The 21,779-nt window shown below is 63.3% G+C and carries 19 protein-coding genes; 10 read left to right on the top strand and 9 right to left on the bottom strand.

Translation table 11 applies throughout. From position 1 onward, the window contains the following. Positions 1–77: 77 nt before the first annotated feature. Both V1290_RS33590 and V1290_RS33585 read right to left on the bottom strand, forming a co-directional pair. Positions 78–692, bottom strand: coding sequence for a TetR/AcrR family transcriptional regulator (locus V1290_RS33590; RefSeq protein WP_334368326.1), 615 nt, complete (start codon positions 690–692; stop codon positions 78–80). A 62-nt stretch (positions 693–754) separates the two neighbouring features. Beyond that, positions 755–1,291 carry a PaaI family thioesterase gene (locus V1290_RS33585; protein WP_334368325.1) on the bottom strand — a complete coding sequence of 179 codons (537 nt, stop codon included), beginning with the start codon at positions 1,289–1,291 and terminating at the stop codon, positions 755–757. A gap of 135 nt (positions 1,292–1,426) precedes the next feature. Between V1290_RS33585 and V1290_RS33580 the strand changes: the two genes are divergently transcribed. From V1290_RS33580 to V1290_RS33560, 5 genes are all read left to right on the top strand, one after another. Next, the gene (locus V1290_RS33580) at positions 1,427–2,197 is read left to right on the top strand and encodes an enoyl-CoA hydratase (RefSeq protein ID WP_334368324.1); all 771 of its coding nucleotides are present in this window, start codon (positions 1,427–1,429) and stop codon (positions 2,195–2,197) included. Positions 2,198–2,209: 12 nt separating this feature from the next. Then, a complete protein-coding gene (locus V1290_RS33575) occupies positions 2,210–3,685 on the top strand; it encodes an FAD-dependent monooxygenase (protein ID WP_334368323.1) in 1,476 nt (491 codons plus the stop codon). Then, positions 3,639–3,902, top strand: a complete 264-nt coding sequence (locus V1290_RS33570) for a hypothetical protein (protein ID WP_334368322.1) — start codon at positions 3,639–3,641, stop codon at positions 3,900–3,902. The genes V1290_RS33575 and V1290_RS33570 overlap by 47 nt, the downstream gene beginning before the upstream one ends. Beyond that, on the top strand, positions 3,899–4,084 hold the full coding sequence (locus tag V1290_RS33565; protein ID WP_334368320.1) for a hypothetical protein: 186 nt from the start codon (positions 3,899–3,901) through the stop codon (positions 4,082–4,084). Before V1290_RS33570 ends, V1290_RS33565 begins: the two co-directional genes overlap by 4 nt. Positions 4,085–4,331: 247 nt before the next feature. Then, positions 4,332–5,612 carry an MFS transporter gene (locus V1290_RS33560; RefSeq protein WP_334368319.1) on the top strand — a complete coding sequence of 427 codons (1,281 nt, stop codon included), beginning with the start codon at positions 4,332–4,334 and terminating at the stop codon, positions 5,610–5,612. A 116-nt stretch (positions 5,613–5,728) separates the two neighbouring features. Here V1290_RS33560 and V1290_RS33555 read toward each other — a convergent pair whose 3' ends face one another. Both V1290_RS33555 and V1290_RS33550 read right to left on the bottom strand, forming a co-directional pair. Further along, a complete protein-coding gene (locus tag V1290_RS33555; RefSeq protein ID WP_334368318.1) occupies positions 5,729–7,288 on the bottom strand; it encodes an acyl-CoA carboxylase subunit beta in 1,560 nt (519 codons plus the stop codon). Then, positions 7,218–8,195, bottom strand: coding sequence for an IclR family transcriptional regulator (locus V1290_RS33550; RefSeq protein WP_334368317.1), 978 nt, complete (start codon positions 8,193–8,195; stop codon positions 7,218–7,220). The genes V1290_RS33555 and V1290_RS33550 overlap by 71 nt, the downstream gene beginning before the upstream one ends. Positions 8,196–8,335: 140 nt before the next feature. Between V1290_RS33550 and V1290_RS33545 the strand changes: the two genes are divergently transcribed. The 4 genes from V1290_RS33545 (at position 8,336) to glsA (ending at position 13,880) form a co-directional block, all read left to right on the top strand. Next, complete coding sequence (locus V1290_RS33545) at positions 8,336–8,557, top strand: acetyl-CoA carboxylase biotin carboxyl carrier protein subunit (protein ID WP_057846297.1); 222 nt, start codon at positions 8,336–8,338, stop codon at positions 8,555–8,557. 161 nt (positions 8,558–8,718) lie between these two features. After that, positions 8,719–9,882 (top strand): TAXI family TRAP transporter solute-binding subunit, encoded by a 1,164-nt coding sequence (locus V1290_RS33540; protein WP_334368316.1) that lies wholly within the window; start codon positions 8,719–8,721, stop codon positions 9,880–9,882. Positions 9,883–9,934: 52 nt separating this feature from the next. Further along, positions 9,935–11,998, top strand: a complete 2,064-nt coding sequence (locus tag V1290_RS33535; RefSeq protein WP_334368315.1) for a TRAP transporter permease — start codon at positions 9,935–9,937, stop codon at positions 11,996–11,998. 22 nt (positions 11,999–12,020) lie between these two features. Then, a complete protein-coding gene (glsA, locus tag V1290_RS33530; RefSeq protein ID WP_334368314.1) occupies positions 12,021–13,880 on the top strand; it encodes a glutaminase A in 1,860 nt (619 codons plus the stop codon). Between the two features lie 163 nt (positions 13,881–14,043). Here glsA and V1290_RS33525 read toward each other — a convergent pair whose 3' ends face one another. Then, positions 14,044–16,377, bottom strand: a complete 2,334-nt coding sequence (locus V1290_RS33525) for a Tex family protein (RefSeq protein ID WP_334368313.1) — start codon at positions 16,375–16,377, stop codon at positions 14,044–14,046. 225 nt (positions 16,378–16,602) lie between these two features. On the opposite strand from V1290_RS33525, the gene V1290_RS33520 reads away from it, so the two are divergent. After that, positions 16,603–17,859 (top strand): Hsp70 family protein, encoded by a 1,257-nt coding sequence (locus tag V1290_RS33520; RefSeq protein WP_334368312.1) that lies wholly within the window; start codon positions 16,603–16,605, stop codon positions 17,857–17,859. A 29-nt stretch (positions 17,860–17,888) separates the two neighbouring features. Here V1290_RS33520 and V1290_RS33515 read toward each other — a convergent pair whose 3' ends face one another. The 4 genes from V1290_RS33515 to V1290_RS33500 form a co-directional block, all read right to left on the bottom strand. Next, on the bottom strand, positions 17,889–18,416 hold the full coding sequence (locus tag V1290_RS33515; protein ID WP_213285960.1) for a carboxymuconolactone decarboxylase family protein: 528 nt from the start codon (positions 18,414–18,416) through the stop codon (positions 17,889–17,891). Between the two features lie 524 nt (positions 18,417–18,940). Further along, complete coding sequence (locus V1290_RS33510; RefSeq protein ID WP_334368311.1) at positions 18,941–19,300, bottom strand: Zn-ribbon domain-containing OB-fold protein; 360 nt, start codon at positions 19,298–19,300, stop codon at positions 18,941–18,943. Next, on the bottom strand, positions 19,297–20,433 hold the full coding sequence (locus V1290_RS33505) for a thiolase family protein (protein WP_334368310.1): 1,137 nt from the start codon (positions 20,431–20,433) through the stop codon (positions 19,297–19,299). Before V1290_RS33505 ends, V1290_RS33510 begins: the two co-directional genes overlap by 4 nt. Before the next feature lie 173 nt (positions 20,434–20,606). Next, on the bottom strand, positions 20,607–21,773 hold the full coding sequence (locus V1290_RS33500) for an acyl-CoA dehydrogenase family protein (RefSeq protein ID WP_334368309.1): 1,167 nt from the start codon (positions 21,771–21,773) through the stop codon (positions 20,607–20,609). Positions 21,774–21,779: the final 6 nt, after the last annotated feature.

Below are 21,779 nucleotides of genomic sequence, written 5' to 3'. Positions count from 1 at the left end.
GTCTCCCTTGTGCCGCTTCCAAGGGCCGCGGGGTATGGGTCCCTGCGTGCGCAGGGACGACGTGGAGAGGCCGCCGCCTAATTCACCTTCCGCGTCTTCTTCGCGGCCGGCTTCGCCTCGGCGCGCGTCAGCGCCGCCTCGCGGCCGGCGACGAGAATTTCGTCGGAGAGTTCACCGCTGCCGGCAACGCGCGACATCACCAGCGTACCCATCATCGTCGCCAGCGTGCCCATCGCCTGCCGGCGGGCCGTCTTGCGCGGCACGTCTGAAATCTGGTCGGCGATCACATCGATCAACTGCTCCAGCTTGGCGGCAAAGGCCTTGCGCGTCTTCGCGCTTTCCCGGACGATCTCGGCACCTAACGTCGTAACGGCGCAACCGCGGCCGGGATCGTCGCGATGAACCGTCGAGACGTAGGAATCGATGATCGTCGACAACCGCTTCTCCGGCGGCGTTTCAGCGGCGATTTTTCGCCAATGCTCAACCGAGCGGTCCATCGCATAGGCAAAAGCCTCGATGACGAGCGCCTCGCGGGAATCGAAATGCGCGTAGAAGCCGCCGTGGGTCAGGCCCGCTTCCTTCATCAAATCGGCGACGCCGATGCCATGCGCACCCTTTTCGCGAAGCCGCACCGAGGCTTTTTTCACGATCCGTGCGTGGGTCTCCTGCTTGTGCTCTTTCGAATAACGCATCAACGCATCCCATTAAATGTCCCTGGTCATATAATAACAGCTATGAGCAGGAAAAGCTGCATCTAATTCGCCTTTTCAACGCCGATCATCGTGAACGTTCCGGTCGCGTGCACTGCAAGATTGCCCGCACGGTCGCGGACGAAGCCTTCGGCATAGCTGGTCTGGCGGCCGACCTTTATCACTTTGCCTTCCGCCGAGATCGCGCCCGACCGCACCGACAATGGCCGCAGATAGGTCAGCTTGAGGTCCAGCGTGACGGAGGTCTGCCCCGCCGGCTGCATGGTGGTGATGGCACAACCCATGGCAGTATCCAGGAGCGGCGCGGCCGTCGCGCCGTGGAGCAGTCCGATGGTGTTTTCGAGGCTTTCATCCGGATCCAGTTCCATCACGATCCGGCCGGGCTCGGCGAGGCGCATCTCGAAACCGATCAGCCGCGCCATCGGCGGCGGTGGCAGGATGCCGTCGCGGATCGCGCACATGGTCTCGAGCCCGGACATTCCGGATGCCGCCCGGGCAATCGGCCCCGGCGCCTGCCATTCCACCACCCGATGCCTGCGCATATCGAACGAAAACAGATCGACAGTCTCGGTCATAGTCATGGCGGCTCCTTTAGATGACGATCATAATTCTATATCGGTGCGAGCGGTCGCGCAATGCCCCTCGCCCGCCCTTGACAAGCCGGCGCAATGTCCCGGAAGTGATGGCAACGACCAGAACAAGCCCGGAAAAGCAGAATGGAAATGCTCAATCCTCATTGCGGCATCGACCGCGACGACAGAGGCGTCGTTCGCCTCGCGATCTGCAATGCGGGCCCTCTCAACATCCTCTCCTCCGCCGTCACCGACGGCGTGCGCGAAGGGTTCGAGCGGCTCGCCGGCGACAACACCATTCGCGTGGTCATCCTCGCCGGCCAGAGCGAGAAGAGCATGATCGGCGGCGCCGATATCAAGGAGATGGCGAAGCTCGACCAGAAATCCGCTGAAGCCTTCATCACCCGGTTGCGCGACCTCTGCGAGGCAGTGCGCCACTTTCCGGCGCCGGTGATCGCGCGGCTTCCCGGCTGGTGCCTCGGTGGCGGGTTGGAAGTCGCCGCCGCCTGCGATTTCCGGATTGCGGTCCACGATGCCAAATTCGGCATGCCGGAAGTGCGCGTCGGCATCCCCTCGGTGATCCACGCTGCGCTGCTGCCGCGGCTGATCGGCTGGGGCCGCGCCCGCTGGCTGGTCATGACGGCGGAAAATATCGACGCGCCCACCGCGCTCGCCTGGGGCCTGGTCGACGTGGTCGCCAAGGAAGGCGGGCTCGATGCCGCGGTCGAGCATACGGTGAAGGCGCTGCTCGAATGCGGGCCCGGAGCGCTGCGTTCGCAGAAGGAGTTGCTGCGGCAATGGGAGGAACTGCCGTTGACCGAATCCGTCAACTTAAGTGTCGGCGTATTCGGACAATCGTTCCTGACCGGAGAGCCGCAGCGGCTGATGCAGGGATTTCTCGACCGCAAGAAATAGACGGAGGGACGCATGAGGCCTGCCGGCAAGGGACCGCTGGAATCGCTCTATTTCGGCTATCCCCGCTTTGCGGCGCGGCGCGTTCCCGAACTTGACGGCGAGGCGACGCGGCATCCGGTGCTGATCGTTGGCCCCGGCCCGATCGGCATGACCGCGGCGCTGGTGCTGGCGCGCTACGGGATCAAGAGCGTGCTGATCGACCGCAAGGACACTTTTAATGACGGCAGCCGCGCCATCTGCGTTGCGCGGCCGAGCATGCATATCCTGGAGCGGATCGGCGCGGTCGGGCCGTTCGTCGAAAAGGCGCTCGGCTGGCGGTTCGGTCGCAGCTACTATCGCGGCGAGCAGATTTTTCGGCTGGAGATGCCGCAACCGCCGGGCGAAAAATATCTACCGATGTACAATCTGCAGCAGCAGTACATCGAGAAATTCCTGCATGATGCGGTTGCGGCCTGCGATCTGGTCGACATGCGCTGGCAGAGCGAACTGTCGGCCATCGAGCGGCACAATGACGGTGTCTCGGTTCGGATCTCATCGCCGGCGGGCGACTATCGGCTCGATGCCGACTATATGCTGGCCGCCGACGGGGCGCGCTCGCCAATCCGGTCGATGCTTGGCTTGCGATTGAAGGGCGACAATTACGAAGGCCGCTACGTGATCGCGGACATCCGCATGGACCACGATTTTCCGACCGAGCGCCGGGCTTTTTTCGAACCAAGCGGCAATCCCGGCGGGACGGTGCTGATCCACAAGCAGCCGGACGATATCTGGCGCGTAGATTACCAGCTCCGTGAAGGCGAGAACGAACAGGAAGCGCTCAAGGAGGAAAACCTCCGCGCCCGGGTCGGTGCGATCCTTGCGGATATCGGCCACACAAATGCATGGGATCTGGAATGGTGGAGCGTCTACTCCGCCAACACCTTGTGCCTTGACGATTACAAGCACGGCCGCGTCTTCTTTATCGGCGATGCCGCTCATATTGTGCCGATCTTCGGCGTGCGCGGGCTGAACAATGGTCTGGCGGATGCCGAGAACATCGGCTGGAAGCTGGCGCTCGTGCTCCATGGCGAGGCGGATGAGCGGCTGCTCGACAGCTTTTCGCCGGAGCGGCGCGGCGCCACGCTCGACGTCTTCGCCAATGCCACCAAGAGCACGCGTTTCATGACGCCGCCGACGCGCGGCTGGCGGCTGGCGCGCGAGGCGGCCTTGTCGCTCAGTTTGAAGCACGAATTTCCCCGCGGGCTCGCCAATCCGCGCCAGATGCAGCCCTACACCTATTCGGACAGCCCGCTGACGCTTTACGCCGACCGCGACACCGAATTTGCCGGCGGCCCTCGTTGCGGCAGCGCCGCGCCGAACGCGAGACTGGCCGACGGCAGCTACCTGCTGGACCGCGCCGGCAACGGCATGACCGCGATCCTGTTCTGCGAGGGGCCGCCGGTTGCCGAACAGGCCGGCGCTGTTGGCGCAACTCGGCCGGATCGATAAGCGCTTCGCTGCCGTGCTGGTTACGTCGCGCGGCTCGGCCTCTGAAACGAAGGCCATTGCGGACCAGGACGGCGAAATCGCCCGCCTGTTCGCCGCTAGTCCTGGCACGCTCTATCTGCTGCGGCCCGACCTGCACATTGCCGGGCGATGGAAGGCCGCTGCTCCCGACGAGATCCTGAAAACCGCAAGCCTTTGCCTGGGAAGCGAGACGCCATGAGCGCCATGCCGTTCGAGGACTTCGAGACCGCTTATGAGACGCTGGCGCTAGCGATCGACCAGGCCGGGCCCGAGCGTGAAGCGCTATTCCTGACCCGGCTTGCGCTCGTGCTCGGCCACGAACTCGGCGACATCGCGGCCTTCAAAAAGGCCATCGAGGCCGCCCTCGACGGACTGGAATAGCCAGCCGGTTCGCGGCCTGCGATCGATCAATTTCTCTCATGCGAATGGTGAGATTTTTGATTGGATTGCCTGGTTGCGATTTCTGCCGCGTATAATATTATGCCTATAATTCAATCGCGGCTTGCGTGGATTGCCCTCATCATGTCCTGAAATGAGGGAAGTACGACATTCAAGTCAGAATGCCGTCACGTCAGAATGCGTCAAGCCGACCTAAGCAGACCTTCCCACTGGAATTCCCCGAGGACCAATGATCTCGAACTGGCTTTCAGCCGCCCTGGCCCGCCGCAATATCCATTACGGCTGGGTGATGGTCGCCGTGACCTTCCTCACCGGCCTGATCTCCGCCGGCACGGTCGGCGCGCCCGGCGTCTTCATCGTGCCGTTGCAGAAGGAATTTGGCTGGACGACGGCGGAGATTTCTTCCGCGCTGTCGATCCGCTTCATCCTGTTCGGGCTGATGGCGCCCTTTGCCGCAGCGCTCATGAACCGCTACGGGCTGCGCAATGTGACGCTGCTGGCGCTGCTGATCGTCGTCTCCGGCCTGGTGGCGTCGCTGGCGATGACACAGGTCTGGCAGCTCATGCTGCTGTGGGGCGTGGTGATCGGGCTCGGCACCGGCATGACGGCGCTGGTGCTGGGCGCCACGATTGCTGCACGCTGGTTCGTGGCGCGGCGCGGTCTCGTCGTCGGCATTCTCACCGCGAGCGTCGCCACCGGACAGCTCGCTTTCCTGCCGCTGCTGGCGAGCCTGACCGATACGTATGGTTGGCGGATCGCGCTGGGCCTGGTGTGCGTGACGCTCGGCGTCGCGGCCTTCGCCGTGCTGATGATCATGCGTGACCGGCCGAGCGATGTGGGCTTAAGGCCATTCGGCGACGAAGGCACCGAGCCGCTGCCGGCCCCTCGCCCAAACAACATCCCGATCATGGCGGCGGCGCTCGGCACGCTGCGCGATGCCTCGAAGTCGGGGGTGTTCTGGATCCTGTTCGCCACCTTCTTCATCTGCGGCGCCTCTACCAACGGTCTGGTCCAGGTTCACCTGATTCCGATGTGCCTCGATTTTGGCATCCCGCAGGTGCAGGCGGCGAGCCTGCTGGCTGCGATGGGCATATTCGATTTCGTCGGCACCATCGCTTCCGGCTGGCTGTCCGACCGCTACGACAATCGCTGGCTGCTGTTCTGGTATTACGGGCTCCGCGGCCTGTCGCTGCTGTTCCTGCCGTTCTCCGATTTTACGCTCTACGGCCTTTCGCTGTTTGCGATGTTCTACGGGCTCGACTGGATCGCAACCGTGCCGCCGACGGTGCGGCTCACCACCCAGCGGTTCGGCCCCGAACGCGCCAATTTGGTGTTTGGCTGGATTTTTGCCGGTCATCAACTCGGAGCCGGCGTAGCCGCCTTCGGTGCGGGCCTGTCGCGGACGGCGCTGCAGACCTACCTGCCGGCGTTCTTCGTTGCCGGCGCGCTCTGCGTGGTGGCGGCGCTGATTGTGCTCGCGATCTCGCGGCCGAAAGCGGCGGTGGCGTGAGAGAACACGTCATTCCGGGATGGTGCGTTAGCACCAGACCCGGAATCTCGAGATTCTCAGGTGCGCAATTGCGCACCATAGTTCGATGCTGCGCATCGCCCCCGAATGACATCCCATCACGGCCGCGTCGACATATTCGTTGGCGGGCCCACGTTGCGAATCGGCTCTGCCAATCGCGCGAACTCGCACAGCAGCGAACGCGTCTTGCGCGGGTCGATCACCTCCTCGACCCAGAATTTCTCGGCAGAGCGGAACGGCGAGCGCAGCTTGTTGAGGCGGTCCTCGATCTCTTTCAGCTTTGCAGCCGGATCATCCGACCCGTCGATATCGGCGCGGTAGGCGGCCTCGATGCCGCCTTCGAGCGGCAACGAGCCCCAATAGGCCGACGGCCAGGCATAGCGCATCGAATAGCGGTTGGCCGGCTGGTGCACGACGCCGGCGACGCCGAACGCGTTGCGCACGATGATGGTGCACCAAGGCACGGTCGACTGGTTGACCGCCGCCATCGCCCGCACGCCGTGGCGGATCGTCGCCGACTTCTCGGCCTCGAGCCCGATCATGAAGCCCGGGCAATCCATTAGATAAACCACCGGCAGATGGAAAGTCTCGGCGAAATCGACCCAGCGAACCACCTTCTGGCAGGCTTCCGCCGTCCACGACCCGCCATAGTGGAAAGGATCGCTGGCGAGCAGCAGCACCGCGCGGCCCTCGAACCGGGCAAGGCCCGTGACGATCGGGCGACCGAAATTGGCGTTCACTTCGAAGAACGAGCCCTTGTCGACAACGGCGTCGATGATCGGGCGCATCTTGTAGACCTGGCGGCGATTGCGCGGCACCGCGTTCAACAGCGATTCTTCCGCGCGTTCGGGATCGTCGCTGCAAGCCGTGGTCGGCGGCAGGTCGTATACCGAGGACGGCAGATAGGACAGAAAACGCCTGGCGCGTTCGAACGCCTCTTCCTCGGTATCGACGGCATCATCGACGCCGCCGGCGCGGGTCTGGATCTCGGCGCCGCCAAGCTCCTGCTTCGTCAGGTTCTGGCCGAGACGTTTTACGACCGGCGGACCTGCGACGAACATCGCGGAATTTCGGGTCATGACGGAATAGTGGCTAGCGGCAAGCCGCGCCGCGCCAAGGCCTGCGACCGAACCGAGCCCGAGCGCGACCACGGGCACCCGCGCCATGTTCGCCGTCGTGAACCAATACCAGCGCGTGCCGCCGACCCCGCCGGGCAGATTCGCAGCGCCACGCGTCTCGATCGTCTTCACCGAGCCGCCGCCGCCCGAGCCTTCGATGACGCGGATGATCGGCAGGCGGAAATCGTGCGCCATCTCCTCGGCCATCAGCGGCTTGGCCGAGATCGAGGCGTCGGCCGAGCCGCCGCGCACGGTGAAATCGTCGCCGACGACAACCACGGTGCGGCCGTCGACCCTGCCGCGGCCGAACACGCAGTTTGCCGGCGTCAGGTGCTTGAGTTCGCTGTTTTCGTCGTATTCGGCGATGCCGGAAATCGCGCCGATCTCATGGAAGGAATTCTTGTCGATCAGTTTGTCGATGCGCTCACGAACCGTGAGCCGGCCCTGGTCATGCTGGCGCTTGACCTTGTCAACGCCTCCCATCTCGCGCGCGAACGCTTCGCGCCGAGCGAGCTCGTCGAGCTCCGGCTTCCAGTTCATTCGTATCCTCCGTCTTGATGATCTTGTTGTTATTATGGGCCGGCACCGGAAGCGGCTTTCTTTCGATCCGGTTGGCGAAGATGTCGCCCTCGGCGCCTTCCAGCAGGCCGCCGATCGCGACGCCGAGTTCGAGCATCTGCGGCGCCACTTCCCGGTGCAACCGCTCCTCGTCGAACATCGCGGCGAGAAGGCCGATCGTCACGACGACAAAGGTTTGATATTGCGGCGACCACACCGGCACCGCGCACCCGTTGATATGCGGGCTCCAGGTGCCGCAGCCCACGACATAGCCGTGTTCGCGCAGGTGGCGGCGGTTGTCTTCGATGCGCGGCTTCAACTGCGCCGCATTTTCCGGGATCTCGCGCTCCATTTCGGCGATCAGGGCGTCGCCGACGTCGGTGTCGAGCGCTGCGGTGTAGGCAAAGCCGGCCGCAGTGCTCGTCATCGAGATGCGGCTGCCGGTGCCTTCGTGCAGGCCGAGCGCGTTCGCCGCGCGCGCGAATTCGAGATAGACGAGGTGATAGCGATCGGGAATCACGAAGCCGACGGTGCCCGGCAATTGATCGGCGACGTCCTGCAGACGCAGCCTGATCAGATTGCGAAGCTGCAACCCCTTCATCATCGAGGTGCTCATCGCCACCGCGCTTGGACCGATGCGGTATTTCTGGTCGCGCGGTAGATAGACGAGTTGGCCCATCCGCGTCAGCGTGTGGGTGAGCCGCGATACCGTCGACCGCGGCAGACCACAGCGGCTGGAAATTTCCAGATTGCCTAGTCTCGCTTCATGACCCTCGAAGCAGCGCAAGACGTCGAACGCCCGCGACACCACCTGGATCACGTCACCCTCGCCCGCCAGATCGCTGGCGAGCATTCCCCGTTTGCTAAGCCTTTCCGAGCGTCTTCCCATTGTTATGGCTCCATGGCCTAATTCCGCCCTGCGGAACAAAATTCCACTTGCAGAACAAACTACCTCAGGCAATCTGCGGCCACAACAAAAAGCCGTTCACGAGGACAGCCTGTCCGTCAGACGGTCCCGGGAGAGCGGAAATGCCAGAGATCAAGATTGTCACCGAAGTCGCCGGACGCGTGTGCGCGCTTCCCGTCGCAACTGGTGGCAATGTCGGCGACGGCGACGAGATCGCTTTCGTCGAAGCCATGAAGATGGAAATTCCGGTCACGTCGACGACGGCCGGAAAGATCAAGGCCATCCTGGTCAAACTCGACGACGTTATCGCCGAAGGACAGGTTGTCGCGATCATCGAAGCTTAACCGGATCACGGCATAAACTTTTTTGGAACGAGTTCCGCGACAATCTGTCCAGCTCTGGTATTGACGTGTACGCACGTGACGTTGCCATCGCCAGCCGCCGATGACATGATCGACGCTAACGAGAGAATTTTCGCATAGCGAAACAATCTGAGGGGAAAATTATGATCTACCGCTTGAAGGCGCTCGCGCCACTCGCCCTTGCAGGCATCTCATGGCTGACCTTGCCGGCGGCTCATGCGGAAGACGTCAAACTGCCGCCGACCATGGTGGTCACCGCCTATGACACCGGCACCGCGGGCTTCAACATCGCCGTCGGCGTCGGCAAGATGATGAAGGACAAATACGGCACCGATGTTCGCGTGCTGCCCGCCGGCAATGACGTGGCGCGACTGGCGCCGCTGCGCGCCAAGCGCGCGGCCATGTCCGCGATGGGTTCCGGCACCTATTTCGCCCAGGAAGGCGTGTTCGAGTTCGGTACCAAGGAATGGGGCCCCCAGCCCCTGCAGCTCGTGCTGTCCACGGTCGATTGCAACGCCGCCACGCTCGGCGTCGCCAAGGATTCCGGTGTGACCGAGATCAAGCAGCTCAAGGGCAAGCGCGTGGGCTTTGTGGTCGGTTCGCCGGCGCTGAATCAGAACGCGCTCGCCATCCTGGCTTTCGGCGACCTCAAGCAAAGCGACGTCAAGGTCGTCGAGTTCTCGAGCTACGGCGCGATGTGGAAGGGTATGATCAACAACGACGTCGACGCTGCTTTCGCCACCACCATCACCGGCCCGGCGAAGGAACTCGAGACATCACCGCGCGGCATCATCTGGCCGCCCTTGCCTCATAACGACAAGGCCGGCTGGGAGCGCGTGAAAAAGGTCGGCTCGTTCTTCTTCCCGCACGTCGCGACCTGCGGCGCCGGCATCTCCAAGGACAAGCCGATCGAGCTCGGCAACTATCCCTACCCGATTTTCATGGCATACGGGACGCTGCCCGCCGACGAGGTCTATGCCATCACCAAGGCGATGATCACGGGTTACGACGCCTATAAGGATTCCGCGCCGGGCGCGGCCGGTCTTGCGGCCGACCGCCAGACCAAGAACTGGGTGGTTCCGGTGCATCCGGGCGCCGCCAGGGCGCTGAAGGAAGCCGGTCAATGGACCGACGCGCAGGAAGCCTACAACAAGGAATTGCTGAAGCGCCAGCAAGTGCTGGCCGCCGCATGGACGGACTACGGCAAGTCCAGCCCGCCATCGGATGACAAGGCGTTTCTCGAAGGCTGGATGAAGGCGCGCGCCGCGGCGCTGGCAAAGGCGAACATGCCCAACGGCTTTGAATAGCGCTGCCTCACTCGCCTGGGGGGTCTAAGGCGAATACCGTCTAGGGGGAATGATGTCACCTGCTGCGAGTGATAGCGTAGCCGCGTCTGCAAAACGAATTGAGTTCGACGACCCGCATGCCAACATGCAGGAAGCCGAAGTCACGCGGGTGCGGACATTGCGCGGGGCGTGGCGCTGGACGCTGGTGGTTGCAACCGCGGTAACCATCCTGCTATGCATCAACCAGCAATTCTCCCTGCGCTTCTTCCTCGGCTACACCCAGCTCAACACCGAGTATTTCTATCTCCTGATCGCGCTGATGCTGCCGTTCACGTTCCTGATCTTTCCGGGGACCGGGAGCGCGCCGCTCGATCGAATTCCCTGGTATGACATCCTGCTGTTTGTCGCCAGTTTCGCCTGCGCAATCCTCCTGATGCGCAGCGTCCGCAAGGCGGCAGAAGCCGGTTGGGAATTCGGCGGCGCGCCTACCTACGTGATCGTCGCCGGCGTCATCATGTGGGTCGTGCTGATGGAGGCGTTGCGGCGCACCGGCGGCTGGAGCCTGCTGCTGAGCGTGCTGCCGTTTACGGTGTACCCCCTGTTCGCCGATGCGACGTGGCTGGGGCCGTTTCGCGGCACCCAATCGACGCTCGAACAAGCGACGGCGTATCACGTGCTTTCGGGCGAAAGCCTGCTCGGCATCCCGATCCAGGCCTTTGCCGATACCGTGATCGGCTTTCTGGTGTTCGGCACGGCGCTGATGATGACGGGCGCCGGGAAATTCTTCATCAACCTGTCGTTTGCGATGTGCGGCACCTTCCGCGGCGGCGCCGCCAAGGTCTGCATCTTTGCTAGCGGCCTGCTCGGCATGATGTCGGGCTCGATCATCTCCAACGTGCTGACCGCCGGCACCATGACCATTCCCGTCATGAAGAAGAGCGGCTTCCGCGCCTCCTATGCCGCTGCGATCGAGGCCTGCGCCTCGACCGGCGCCGTGCTGGCACCGCCGGTGATGGGCGCGACCGCGTTCGTCATCGCGCAGTTCCTCAACGTCAGCTACGCGGACGTCGCGCTTGCTGCGATCATTCCGGCGACCCTCTACTACATCGGCCTCTTCATGCAGGTCGATTCCTATGCCGCCCGCCACGGGTTGAAGGGCATTCCGCGCGCCGAGTTGCCGAAGGTATGGGACACGATCAAGGACGGCTGGTACTACGTTTTCGTCATCGCGCTGCTGATCGTGATGCTGCTCTACTTCAAGCGTGAGAGCCACGCGCCGTTCTACGCCACTGCGCTTCTTTTGGTGCTGAACCAACTCTTCTCCAAGGATACCCGCTGGACGATTGCGACGATCAGCAAGTTCCTCGAGGTCAACGGCCGCACATTCGTCGAGCTGGTCGGCATCCTTGCCGGATGCGGGCTCTTGATCGGCGCGTTCTCGATGACCGGCGTGGTCTCGAGCCTCGCCAACGACCTGCTCAGGATCGCCGGCGACAACGCGCTCCTGCTGCTCGTGATGTGCGCCTTCACCAGCCTCGTACTCGGGCTCGGGCTGACGACGACGGCCTGCTACATCTTCCTCGCCATCCTGGTGGCGCCTGCGCTGGAAAAACTCGGCCTCAACCGCATGGCCGTGCACATGTTCATCTTCTATTGGGGCATGCTGTCCTCGATCACGCCGCCGGTCGCCATCGCCTCCTTTGCCGCGGCCGGCATCGCCGGCTCGCCAGCAATGAAGACAGGGTGGGAATCGATGTGGGTCGGCAGCATCATCTATTTCATCCCGTTCTTCTTCGTGTTGAACCCGGCACTGGTGCTGCAGGGACCAAGCCCGTATCTCGAAGGGCTCGGACTGATGGCGCTGGCAGGCTTCGGCACGCTGTTCATCTGCGGCGGCATTCAGGGCTATCAGGTCTTTGTCGGCGATCTCAGAGCCGCCGGCGCGTTGGAATGGCCGCTGCGGATGTTGTTCGTAATTGGTGGCTTCGTGGTGGCGACGCCGGGCGGTGGGATCATGCCGCTCTCACAATGGCAGATCACCTCTCTTGGATTGGCGATCCTGATCCCGACCGTTCTGATCGCGCTCGTACTGATACGGCGCCAGACTCTGGTGTCGGACCAGTTGCGCGCACCCTGATTGCGTTGCACAAGAAGAGGCGATGAAACCATTGCCTCTTCCGTTCACGGCAGGCCCCGCGACCTGGACCAGCTCGAAGCCGCCCTTGCTGCGGTTCCTGCGCGCGTGCCACGCCGAATTCGCCGACGAAACTAGTGGCGCGGTCGCCGACTACATCCCTGAGCTCGGCAAGGCGGACCCTGCCCATTTTGGCATCAGCCTCGCCACCCTCGACGGCCATGTCTACGAAGTCGGCGACACGCAGGTCCCCTTCACCATTCAGTCGATGTCAAAGCCCTTCGTGTTCGCGCTGGCGCTCGACACCTTGGGGGCGGCACGGGTCGAGAGCGTCATCGGCGTCGAGCCGTCGGGCGATCCCTTCAACTCGATCCGCCTCAACGCCGAGAACCATCCCTTCAACCCGATGGTCAATGCCGGCGCGATCTCCTGCTCCGGCCTGATCCACGAGGCCAAGGGCGATGCGGCATTCGAATACATCAGGCAAGCGCTGGGCCGGTTTGCCGGGCGCGAGCTCGACGTCGACGATGCCGTCTATGCTTCCGAAAGCGCGACCGGCGATCGCAACCGCGCGATCGGCTACCTCCTGCGCACCAACGCGGTGATCAAGGAGAACGTGGCCGCCGTGCTGGAGGTCTATTTCCGGCAATGCGCCATCCTGGTGACGGCGCGTGATATCGCGGTGATGGCAGCGACGCTGGCCAACCGCGGCATCAATCCGGTGACCGGCGAGCAGGTGATGACGCCATATGCCATCTCGCGCACGCTTTCCGTGATGACGAGCTCCGGCATGTACGATTATGCGGGAGAGTGGATCTACCGGATCGGCATCCCCGCCAAGAGCGGAGTTGGCGGCGGCATCCTCGCGGCGCTCCCGGCGCGGCTCGGGCTTGGCAGCTATTCGCCAAAACTCGACAAGCACGGCAACAGCGTGCGCGGCATCAAGGTCTGCGAGGCGCTGTCGTCGCATTACGATCTGCACATGCTTAATCGCAGCGACGACGCGCGGACCAGCATCATCGCCGATTACGACATCGGCAACAGCCCCTCGCGGCGCGTGCGGCGCGCGCAGGAGCAGAACATCCTCGCCGCGCACCACCAGGATGTCCGTGTCATCGAGCTGGTCGGGACGCTGTCGTTTTCCAACGTCGACTACGTCTCGCGCCAGCTTGCGGCCAGGCCCCGCCCGCAATTGGTCATTTTCGACCTGCGCCGCGTCACCGCCATGACCCGCGCCGGCGCCCGCCTGCTCGCCGAGGAATTCCGCGAGCTCGCCGCGCACCACGTCACGGTGGTTCTGTCCGGCATCAGGCGCTCGTCGCCGGACTGGAAAGCGATCGCGGAATGGACCGAAGGTCTCACCAACATCCGCAATTATTACCTGCTCGACGCCGCCATCGAGTGGGCGGAAGACCAGCTCGTCTATCGCTATGGCGGCGCCATCGACTTCTTCGAGGCGACCGAACTCTCCGAGCAATCGCTGCTGGCGGGGCTGACGGAGGAGGAATTGACCGATCTCGCCTCGCGCACGTCAATCCGGACCTATCAAACCGGCGAGAAGATCATCTCCGCCGGCGATCTCGCCGCATCGCTGTTCTTCTTGCGGAGCGGCGCAGTCCACGTCACCCTGCCCGACGGCGTGAGGCTGGCGACATTGACGGCAGGCATGCCCTTTGGCGAAATGGCGCTGCTGGAGCCGCAGCGTTCCGCCGACGTGCTGGCCGACATGGCTGCGACCGCGTATGAAGTTTCACTCAGCGATTTCGAGCGCTTCCGGAAACAGCATCCGCGCGCCGGCGAGCGCATCATGCGCAACCTTGCGCAATTGCTGGCCGATCGCCTGATCCTCGCCAACGCCAAGCTGGACCTGCTGACGTCGGGGTAGACTAGATTTGGGGCACGGTCACGGCCGCATGGTTCGAGACGCCCGGCGCTGCCGGGCTCCTCACCATGAGGGTCTTAGATTCGTATCCCGGATACGACACTGCCAGACCTCATCCTGAGGAGCATCGCGACGCGATGCGTCTCGAAGGATGAAGCCACGGTGCCTACCCCGCTTTGCCCCGCCCGTTCTTTTCGGCGGCGCGGCGCAGCGCTTCGGCGAGCGCGCCGCCCTGCTCCTGCGGCTTGCGCGGCGACGACGACGTCATCGACGCCTTGGAATACTCGCGCATCTTGCTGTCCGACAGTTTGGGGCCCTTGTCGCCGATTTCGTCGTCGAGCCGCAGCGTCAGCGCGATGCGCTTGCGGCCAACTTCGACCTCCAGCACCTTGACCTTGACGATGTCGCCCGGCTTCACCACCTCACGCGGGTCCTTGATGAAATTTTTCGACATCGCCGAGATGTGCACCAACCCGTCCTGGTGGACGCCGATATCGACGAAAGCGCCGAACGCCGCGACGTTGGTCACGGTGCCTTCCAGGATCATGCCGCGCTTGAGATCCTTGATCTCCTCGACCCCCTCCTTGAACACCGCGGCCTTGAACGCCGGGCGCGGGTCGCGGCCGGGCTTTTCCAATTCGCGCAGGATGTCAGTCACCGTCGGCAGACCGAAGGTTTCGTCGACAAAGGCCTGCGGCTTCAACTGGCGCACGACATCGGCATTGCCGATCAGCGCCTTGATATCGCTCTTGGTCGCGGCGAGAATCCGGCGCACGACTGGATAGGCTTCGGGATGCACGCCGGAGGAATCCAGCGGGTCTTCGCCATTGTTGATGCGCAGGAAGCCGGCGCATTGCTCGAACGCCTTGGGTCCGAGCCGTGGCACTTCCTTGAGCTCCTTGCGCGACTTGAACGGCCCGTTGGCGTCGCGATGCTGCACGATGCTTTGCGCGAGCCCTGCCCCGATGCCCGACACCCGCGCCAGCAGCGGCGCGGAAGCCGTATTGGCATCGACGCCGACGGCGTTGACGCAATCTTCGACCACGGCATCGAGCGAACGCGCCAGCTTGGCCTCGCCGAGGTCGTGCTGATACTGCCCGACGCCAATTGCCTTCGGATCGATCTTGACGAGTTCGGCAAGCGGGTCCTGCAAGCGCCGCGCGATCGACACCGCGCCGCGCAAGGTGACGTCGAGCTCCGGCAGCTCTTCCGATGCAAAGGCCGAGGCGGAGTAGACCGATGCGCCGGCCTCCGACACCACGATCTTCGACATCTTGAGATCCGGCAGCAGCTTGACGAGCTCGGTCGCCAACTTGTCTGTCTCGCGCGAGGCGGTGCCGTTGCCGATCGCGATCAGCTCGACGCGGTGCGCGACCGCGAGTTTTCCGAGCGTCGCCAGTGCCGCATCCCATTGCCGCTGCGGCTCGTGCGGATAGATCGTCGTGGTCGCCACCACCTTCCCCGTCGCATCGACGATGGCGGTCTTGACGCCGGAGCGGTAGCCGGGATCCAGCCCCATGGTAACGCGGGCACCGGCGGGTGCCGCCAGCAGCAGGTCGCGCAAATTCGAGGCGAACACGCGCACGCCCTCGGTTTCGGCCGCAGTCCATAGCCGCATCCGCAAGTCGATATTGAGATGCACCTGGATCTTGGTCCGCCACGCCCAGCGCGCGGTCTCCACCAGCCAGCGGTCGCCTGGGCGCTTCTGATCGGTGATGCCAAAGCGCTGCATGATCTTCAGTTCATAGGCGCTGGGGACGCCGGCCTCGGGCACATTCGCCTCGGGCTGCATCTGCAGCTCCAGAATTTCTTCCTTCTCGCCGCGGAACAGCGCAAGGATGCGGTGTGACGGCAGCTTGTGCAGCGACTGGTTGAAATCGAAATAGTCCTTGAACTTCTCGCCTTCGAGCTTCTTGCCCTTGCGCACCGTGGAGATCATCAGCGCGCTGGTCCACATCTCCTCGCGCAGCCGTCCGATCAGGTCGGCGTCCTCGGCGAATCGCTCCACCAGAATCGCGCGGGCGCCTTCGAGGGCGGCTGCGACGTCCGCCACCTGCTTTTCGGCGTCGACGAAGCCCGCCGCTACAACCGTTGGGTCGTTCTGCGGCTGGGTCAGCAACAGCTCGGACAGCGGCTCGAGTCCGGCTTCCTTGGCAATCTCGGCCTTGGTGCGGCGCTTCGGCTTGAAGGGCAGGTAGATATCTTCCAGGCGGCCCTTGGTGTCGGCCGCCATAATCTGTGCTTCCAGCGCGGCATCGAGCTTGCCCTGCTCGCGGATCGAATCAAGGATCGCCACCCGACGCGCTTCGAGCTCGCGCAAGTAAGTCAGGCGCTCCTCCAGCGTGCGCAACTGCGCGTCATCGAGCCCGCCGGTGATTTCCTTGCGGTAGCGCGCCACGAACGGCACCGTGGCGCCGCCGTCCAGCAGTTCGACCGTCGCCGCGATCTGCTCCTCGCGAACGCCAAGCTCTTGCGCAATCTGTCGATTGATATTTGCCACGCGACCTCTTTCCAAAGCCGATTGCGGCGGGAGGACCGGCCGCGGGGACGCCGCTTATGGACCATCTCGGATCGATTTTTCAACCCGCCGCACGAAAGAAATTGATCTGTGGATCGGCCCATCGATCAACAACGGCACGCGGGATTCGCAAGGGGAAACATGCCGAGATAGGGGTGGATTGATGGCCTGGTAATGTGTAAACGGGCGCTCCCTCCCGGAGCTCCCATGTCGATCTGCGGTCTTGATTTCGGAACGTCGAACACGACGCTCGGCACCATGGAAGGCCGGGCGCCGGTTCTGATGGCGCTGGAAGCGGCGCACAGCACGATTCCCAGCGCGATCTTCTATGAGGCGGATGGCGGCGTTCTGATCGGCCGCAGGGCCATGGAAGCCTATGTCGAAGGCACGGCCGGCCGCCTGATGCGCAGCCTCAAATCCGTGCTCGGCACCTCGCTGATCGAGGAAACCACCCGGCTGGGCCGAGCGCGGGTCAGCTTTCGCGATGTGATTGCTTATTACCTCGGCGCGGTCAAACGTCGCGCGGAACAGGCTACGGGCCGCCAACTGCGCCATGTCGTCCATGGCCGTCCCGTGCATTTCGTCGATAATGCGCCAGACGCCGATCGCAAAGCGGAACAAACCCTGCGATCGATTGCGCAGGGGATCGGTTTCGAGGAGGTCACGTTTCAATTCGAACCGATCGCGGCGGCGCTGGACTATGAGCGGCAAATCACTTCCGAGGAACTGGCATTGATCGCCGATATCGGCGGCGGCACATCGGACTTTTCGATCGTGCGGCTGGGTCCCGAACGCCACGGCAACGCTGATCGTACAGCCGATATTCTCGCCAATGATGGCGTCCGCATCGGTGGCACCGATTTCGACCGTCAGCTCAGTCTCGGCGTGGTGATGCCGCTGTTCGGATTCCGCAGCGCCATGAAGCGCGCCGGGCTCGACGTGCCCTCGAGTTATTTTCACGACCTCGCCACCTGGTCGAACATCAACCGCATGTATGAGCCGCGCGTGATGGCCGATATCCGCCAGGTACGGCAGCAGGCGGCCGAGCCGGAACTTCTCGACCGGCTGATCCGCGTGGTCTACGAGCAGCGCGGCCATACGCTTGCAATGGAAATCGAGGATGCCAAGATCGCCCTGTCCGAGAAGCGGCGGGCGGACATTCCGCTGGAGTGGGTTGTCCCCGGGCTCAGTGCCAACATCGGCCGCTCCGATCTCGTCAGCCATACCAGGCAGTTGGCCGACCGCATCGCGGCGCGCATCAGGAACTGCTTCGTTCAGGCGGGACTGGCCGCTGAAGACATCGACTCCGTGTTCCTGACCGGCGGCTCGGTAAAACTCGCCCATGTCCACAAGGCGATCACCCAAGCCGTGCCGTCGGCCCGCGTCGTCGAAGGCGACATCTTTGGCGCCGTCGGCAAGGGACTGACGCTGGAGGCGCTACGGCGATACGGCCCTGCGAATTGAGATCAGCGGTTCGCGGACCCAGCCGCCGCTCACCCCACCACTTCCGTCACCGGCTGCATGTCGATGGCAAAGGTTTCCAGAAACTTCGACGTCATGATGTAGAAGCCGACCGAAAGCTGCAGTTCGACCAATGCGGCCGGCGTCAGCTTGGCGGCAATCGCGTTGAAAGTTGCGTCCGTCGGCTTGTGACGCCTAACGATCTCGTCGGTGAAGGCGAGCGCGGCGCGCTGCACGTCGTTGAAGCAGGTCGCCGCTTCCCAGTTTTCCAGCGCCTCGTTCTGCTCGTCGGTCACGCCGACGTTCTTCCCAATTCGCTTATGGGCGACGATCTCGTAAGGCGCCTCGCACAGGATGCCGGTGCGGGTGATGGCGAGCTCGCGCACGATCGGGTCCAGTTCGCCCTTGTGCCTGATGGCCCCGCCCAGCCGGCAGTATTGTTCGAGGTAGCTCGGCGAGTGCGCCATCATCCGGAAGATGTTCGCATTGCGGTTTTTGCCGAGCAGTTCGCGGGTGCGATCGTTGTGCTTGGCAGGATCGCTATATTCGATGCGGGCCATTCGTCACCTTGGGCTTTGGATTTTCTGATTTGCTGACAGAGAGATCATGCACTGCAGCAGGGAGCCGATCAACCGTCGAAACGTTGCGGTCGCAGGTGGGGCCTACGCTCAAGCCGTCAAACACGCTCCAAAAAACTCCCTTTCTCGTGCACAAACCGGCTGCGAGCGAGCCAAATTGCCGCCTCAATGCTGGTCGATTCTCGGGACTGTCGATATTCGCTGAGTGGGGACTCAAAAGAGCGAATACTCGTCGCGGGGTGTTCCGAGTAAAACCAGACTGAGCTCATCAGGCCTTCACGGGCAAGGATGACTCATGCCCAAGTCTAGGGAGTTAGGCATGAAGGAAGCCACCAGGAAGGCGGCCTCGGAAGCGCTTGCGCAGATGCTGGCGGTAACAGCGATGCTCGTCATCGCCAGCGTTGTGTTCTACTGGCACTGAATGTTGACGCGTCGAAGCACTCAGATTTTTCACCCGTTCCGCGTAATTCTGGGTTGCTTCGTTGCGTGAGCATTGCGCCTGACAGTCACCTCGTTTTCTCGAAATACGGGACCAACCTTCCCGCAAACAGCCGATAGCTCGCCGTAACTTTGTCGCCGATCGCAAGATCATTGGCGCCATGGGCCATCATGCGAAAGCCCTCGGCCGCATCGGCCAGCACGATATTGTAGGGAACGTGGGCGCGGGTTTCCGGCGTCGCGGCGCGGCAGACCAGCGACGTCGCATAGACCATCGCTCTCCCGCTGGCGCGCTTCTCGACCGGATCAGGTGCGCCACAGGCGGCGCAGAAGCTGCGGTGAAAATACTGCGCCTTCCCGCAAGCGCCGCAGGATTGATAGGCGATGGCTTCGGCGCCCTTGGTCCAGTCGGCGAGTTTTTCGCTCATCGCACCCGCTCCAGGAACATGCTGACGTGTGACGACAGCACGCCGCCATCGCCATGCAACAGCGCGATCGAGGCATCGCGAACCTGCCGGGGGCCGGCACGCCCGGTCATCTGCAGATGCGTCTCGACGAGATGCGCCATCGCGCCACCGACGCCGCAATGGCCGTAGCTCAAGAGACCGCCATGGGTATTGAGCGGCATGGCGCCGTTGCGGCCAAAATGCCCTGCCCGCACCCGCGCGGCCGCCTCGCCGCGCCGGGCAAGGCCGAGATCCTCCAGCAGCATCGCCAGCGTGATGGTGAAGCTGTCGTAGACCGCGGCGTAACGCACGTCCGAGATCGCGAGACCGGACGCGGCCTTGGCCTTGGCGACAGCGATTTCGGCACCGAGTTCGCTTAGAGCGGGCATAGCCGTGACGTGCTGATGGGTATGCGCCTGCGCGCAGCCACGCACGCGAATGCCGGTCGAGCCGGTGCGCTCGCGGCTGACGACGAACGCCGCGCCGCCATCCGACACAGGGCAGCAATCCAAAAGCTTCAGCGGCATCGCCACCGGCTTTGAGGCCATCACGTCCTCGACCGTGATCGGCTCGTGGAACTGCGCACCGGGATGGGTCAGGGCGTGGGCGCGCATCAGAACCGCGAACTCGGCGAGATCTTCCTCGGTGACGCCGTATTCGTGCATGTAGCGCGAGGCGACGAGGCCGTAGTAGGCGGGGATAGTCGGCCCCAGCGGCACCTCGTAATTGGGGTGGCCGACCTGCGCCAGCGCCTGGATCGAGGCATCGCGGCTCTGGCCGGTGAGACGGTTTTCGCCGCCGACCACAAGCATGTGCCTTGCGACACCAGCATCGACCAGATGGTGCGCCAGCATGGTCATGGCGAGGCCGGTGGCGCCGCCGACCTGCACGGCATGTGCGTAGGACGGCTGGATTCCAAAATGCTCGGCGAACACGGTTGCGAGCATGATGTGCGGCGACACTGTCGAGTAGCCACAAAGAATGCCGTCGATCTCGGATCGCTTCAGCCCGGCGTCGGCAATGGCAAGCTCGGCCGCCTTGCTCATGAGATCGAGCGAGGACGAGCCTTCGTGCTTGCCATAGGACGTCAGTCCGACCCCGGTGATGAAGCTCATCCTGTCACCCTGCTCGAACGCAACGCGCTCGGCATGCATAGATCGTCATTGCGAGCGAAGCGAAGCAATCCACCTCTCCGTGCGGGGATGGATGGATTGCTTCGTCGCTTCGGCGCAAAATTGCTCTGCAATTTTGTCGCGAGCTCCTCGCAATGACGGCATGATGCTCGTCCTCAATACGACTTCGGCAGCCCCAGCACCTTCTCGGCTATAAAACTGAGAATGAGCTGCGGGCTGATCGGCGCGATGCGCGGGATCAGGGATTCCCGCAAATAGCGCTCGACGTGATATTCCTTGGCGTAACCGAAACCGCCGTGCGTCATCACCGCCTGCTCGCAGGCGTGGAAGCCGGCTTCGGCGGCGAGATATTTCGCGGCGTTGGCGGCCGGACCGCACTGCATGCCCTGGTCGTATTGCCAGCCGGCCGAGAGCACCATCAGCCACGCGGCCTCCAGTTCCATCCAGTTCTTCGCTAAGGGATGCTGGATGCCCTGGTTCATGCCGATCGGACGATTGAACACGATACGGTTCTTCGCATAGGCCGCGGCCCGCGACAGCGCGACCTGCCCCAGGCCCACCGCTTCCGCCGCGATCAGGATGCGCTCGGGGTTCATGCCGTGCAGGATATATTCGAAGCCACGGCCCTCTTCGCCGAGGCGGTCCTCGACCGGAATTTCAAAATTCTCGAAGAACAGTTCATTTGAATCGACAGGCTTGCGGCCCATCTTCTCGATCTCGTGCACGGTGACGCGCTGCTTGTCGAAATCCGTATAGAACAGGCTCAAACCGTGGGTCGGGTTCTTCACCTCTTCCAGCGGCGTGGTGCGCGCCAGCAGCAGGATCTTGTTGGCGACTTGTGCCGTTGAAATCCAGACCTTCTGGCCGTTGACGACATACTTGTCGCCCTTGCGCACCGCACGGGTTTTCAACTGCGTGGTGTTGAGCCCGGTGTTGGGCTCGGTCACCGCGAAGCAGGACTTGTCGCGGCCGTCGATGATCGGCGGCAGCATGCGCGTACATTGCTCCTTGGTACCGAACACGACGACGGGATTGAGCCCGAACACGTTCATGTGCACGGCGGACGCACCCGACATGCCGGCCCCGGATTCCGCAATCGTCCGCATCATGATTGCAGCGTCAGTGATGCCTAACCCCGACCCGCCATATTCCTCAGGGATACAGATGCCGAGCCAGCCGGCATCCGCCAGCCCGCGGTAGAAGTCGGCGGGGTAGCCGCCTTCCTTGTCCTTCTTCAGCCAATAGGCATCGTCGAAGCGCGAACAGATTTTGCCGACCGCGTCGCGGATCGATTCCTGGTTGGCGGATAGCGCGAAATCCATGTGTCC

It is taken from the genome of Bradyrhizobium sp. AZCC 1578 (genome assembly GCF_036924675.1).
In the GTDB taxonomy this organism is placed as follows: Bacteria; Pseudomonadota; Alphaproteobacteria; order Rhizobiales; family Xanthobacteraceae; genus Bradyrhizobium.
This window is presented reverse-complemented; position numbering and strand designations above follow the sequence as displayed.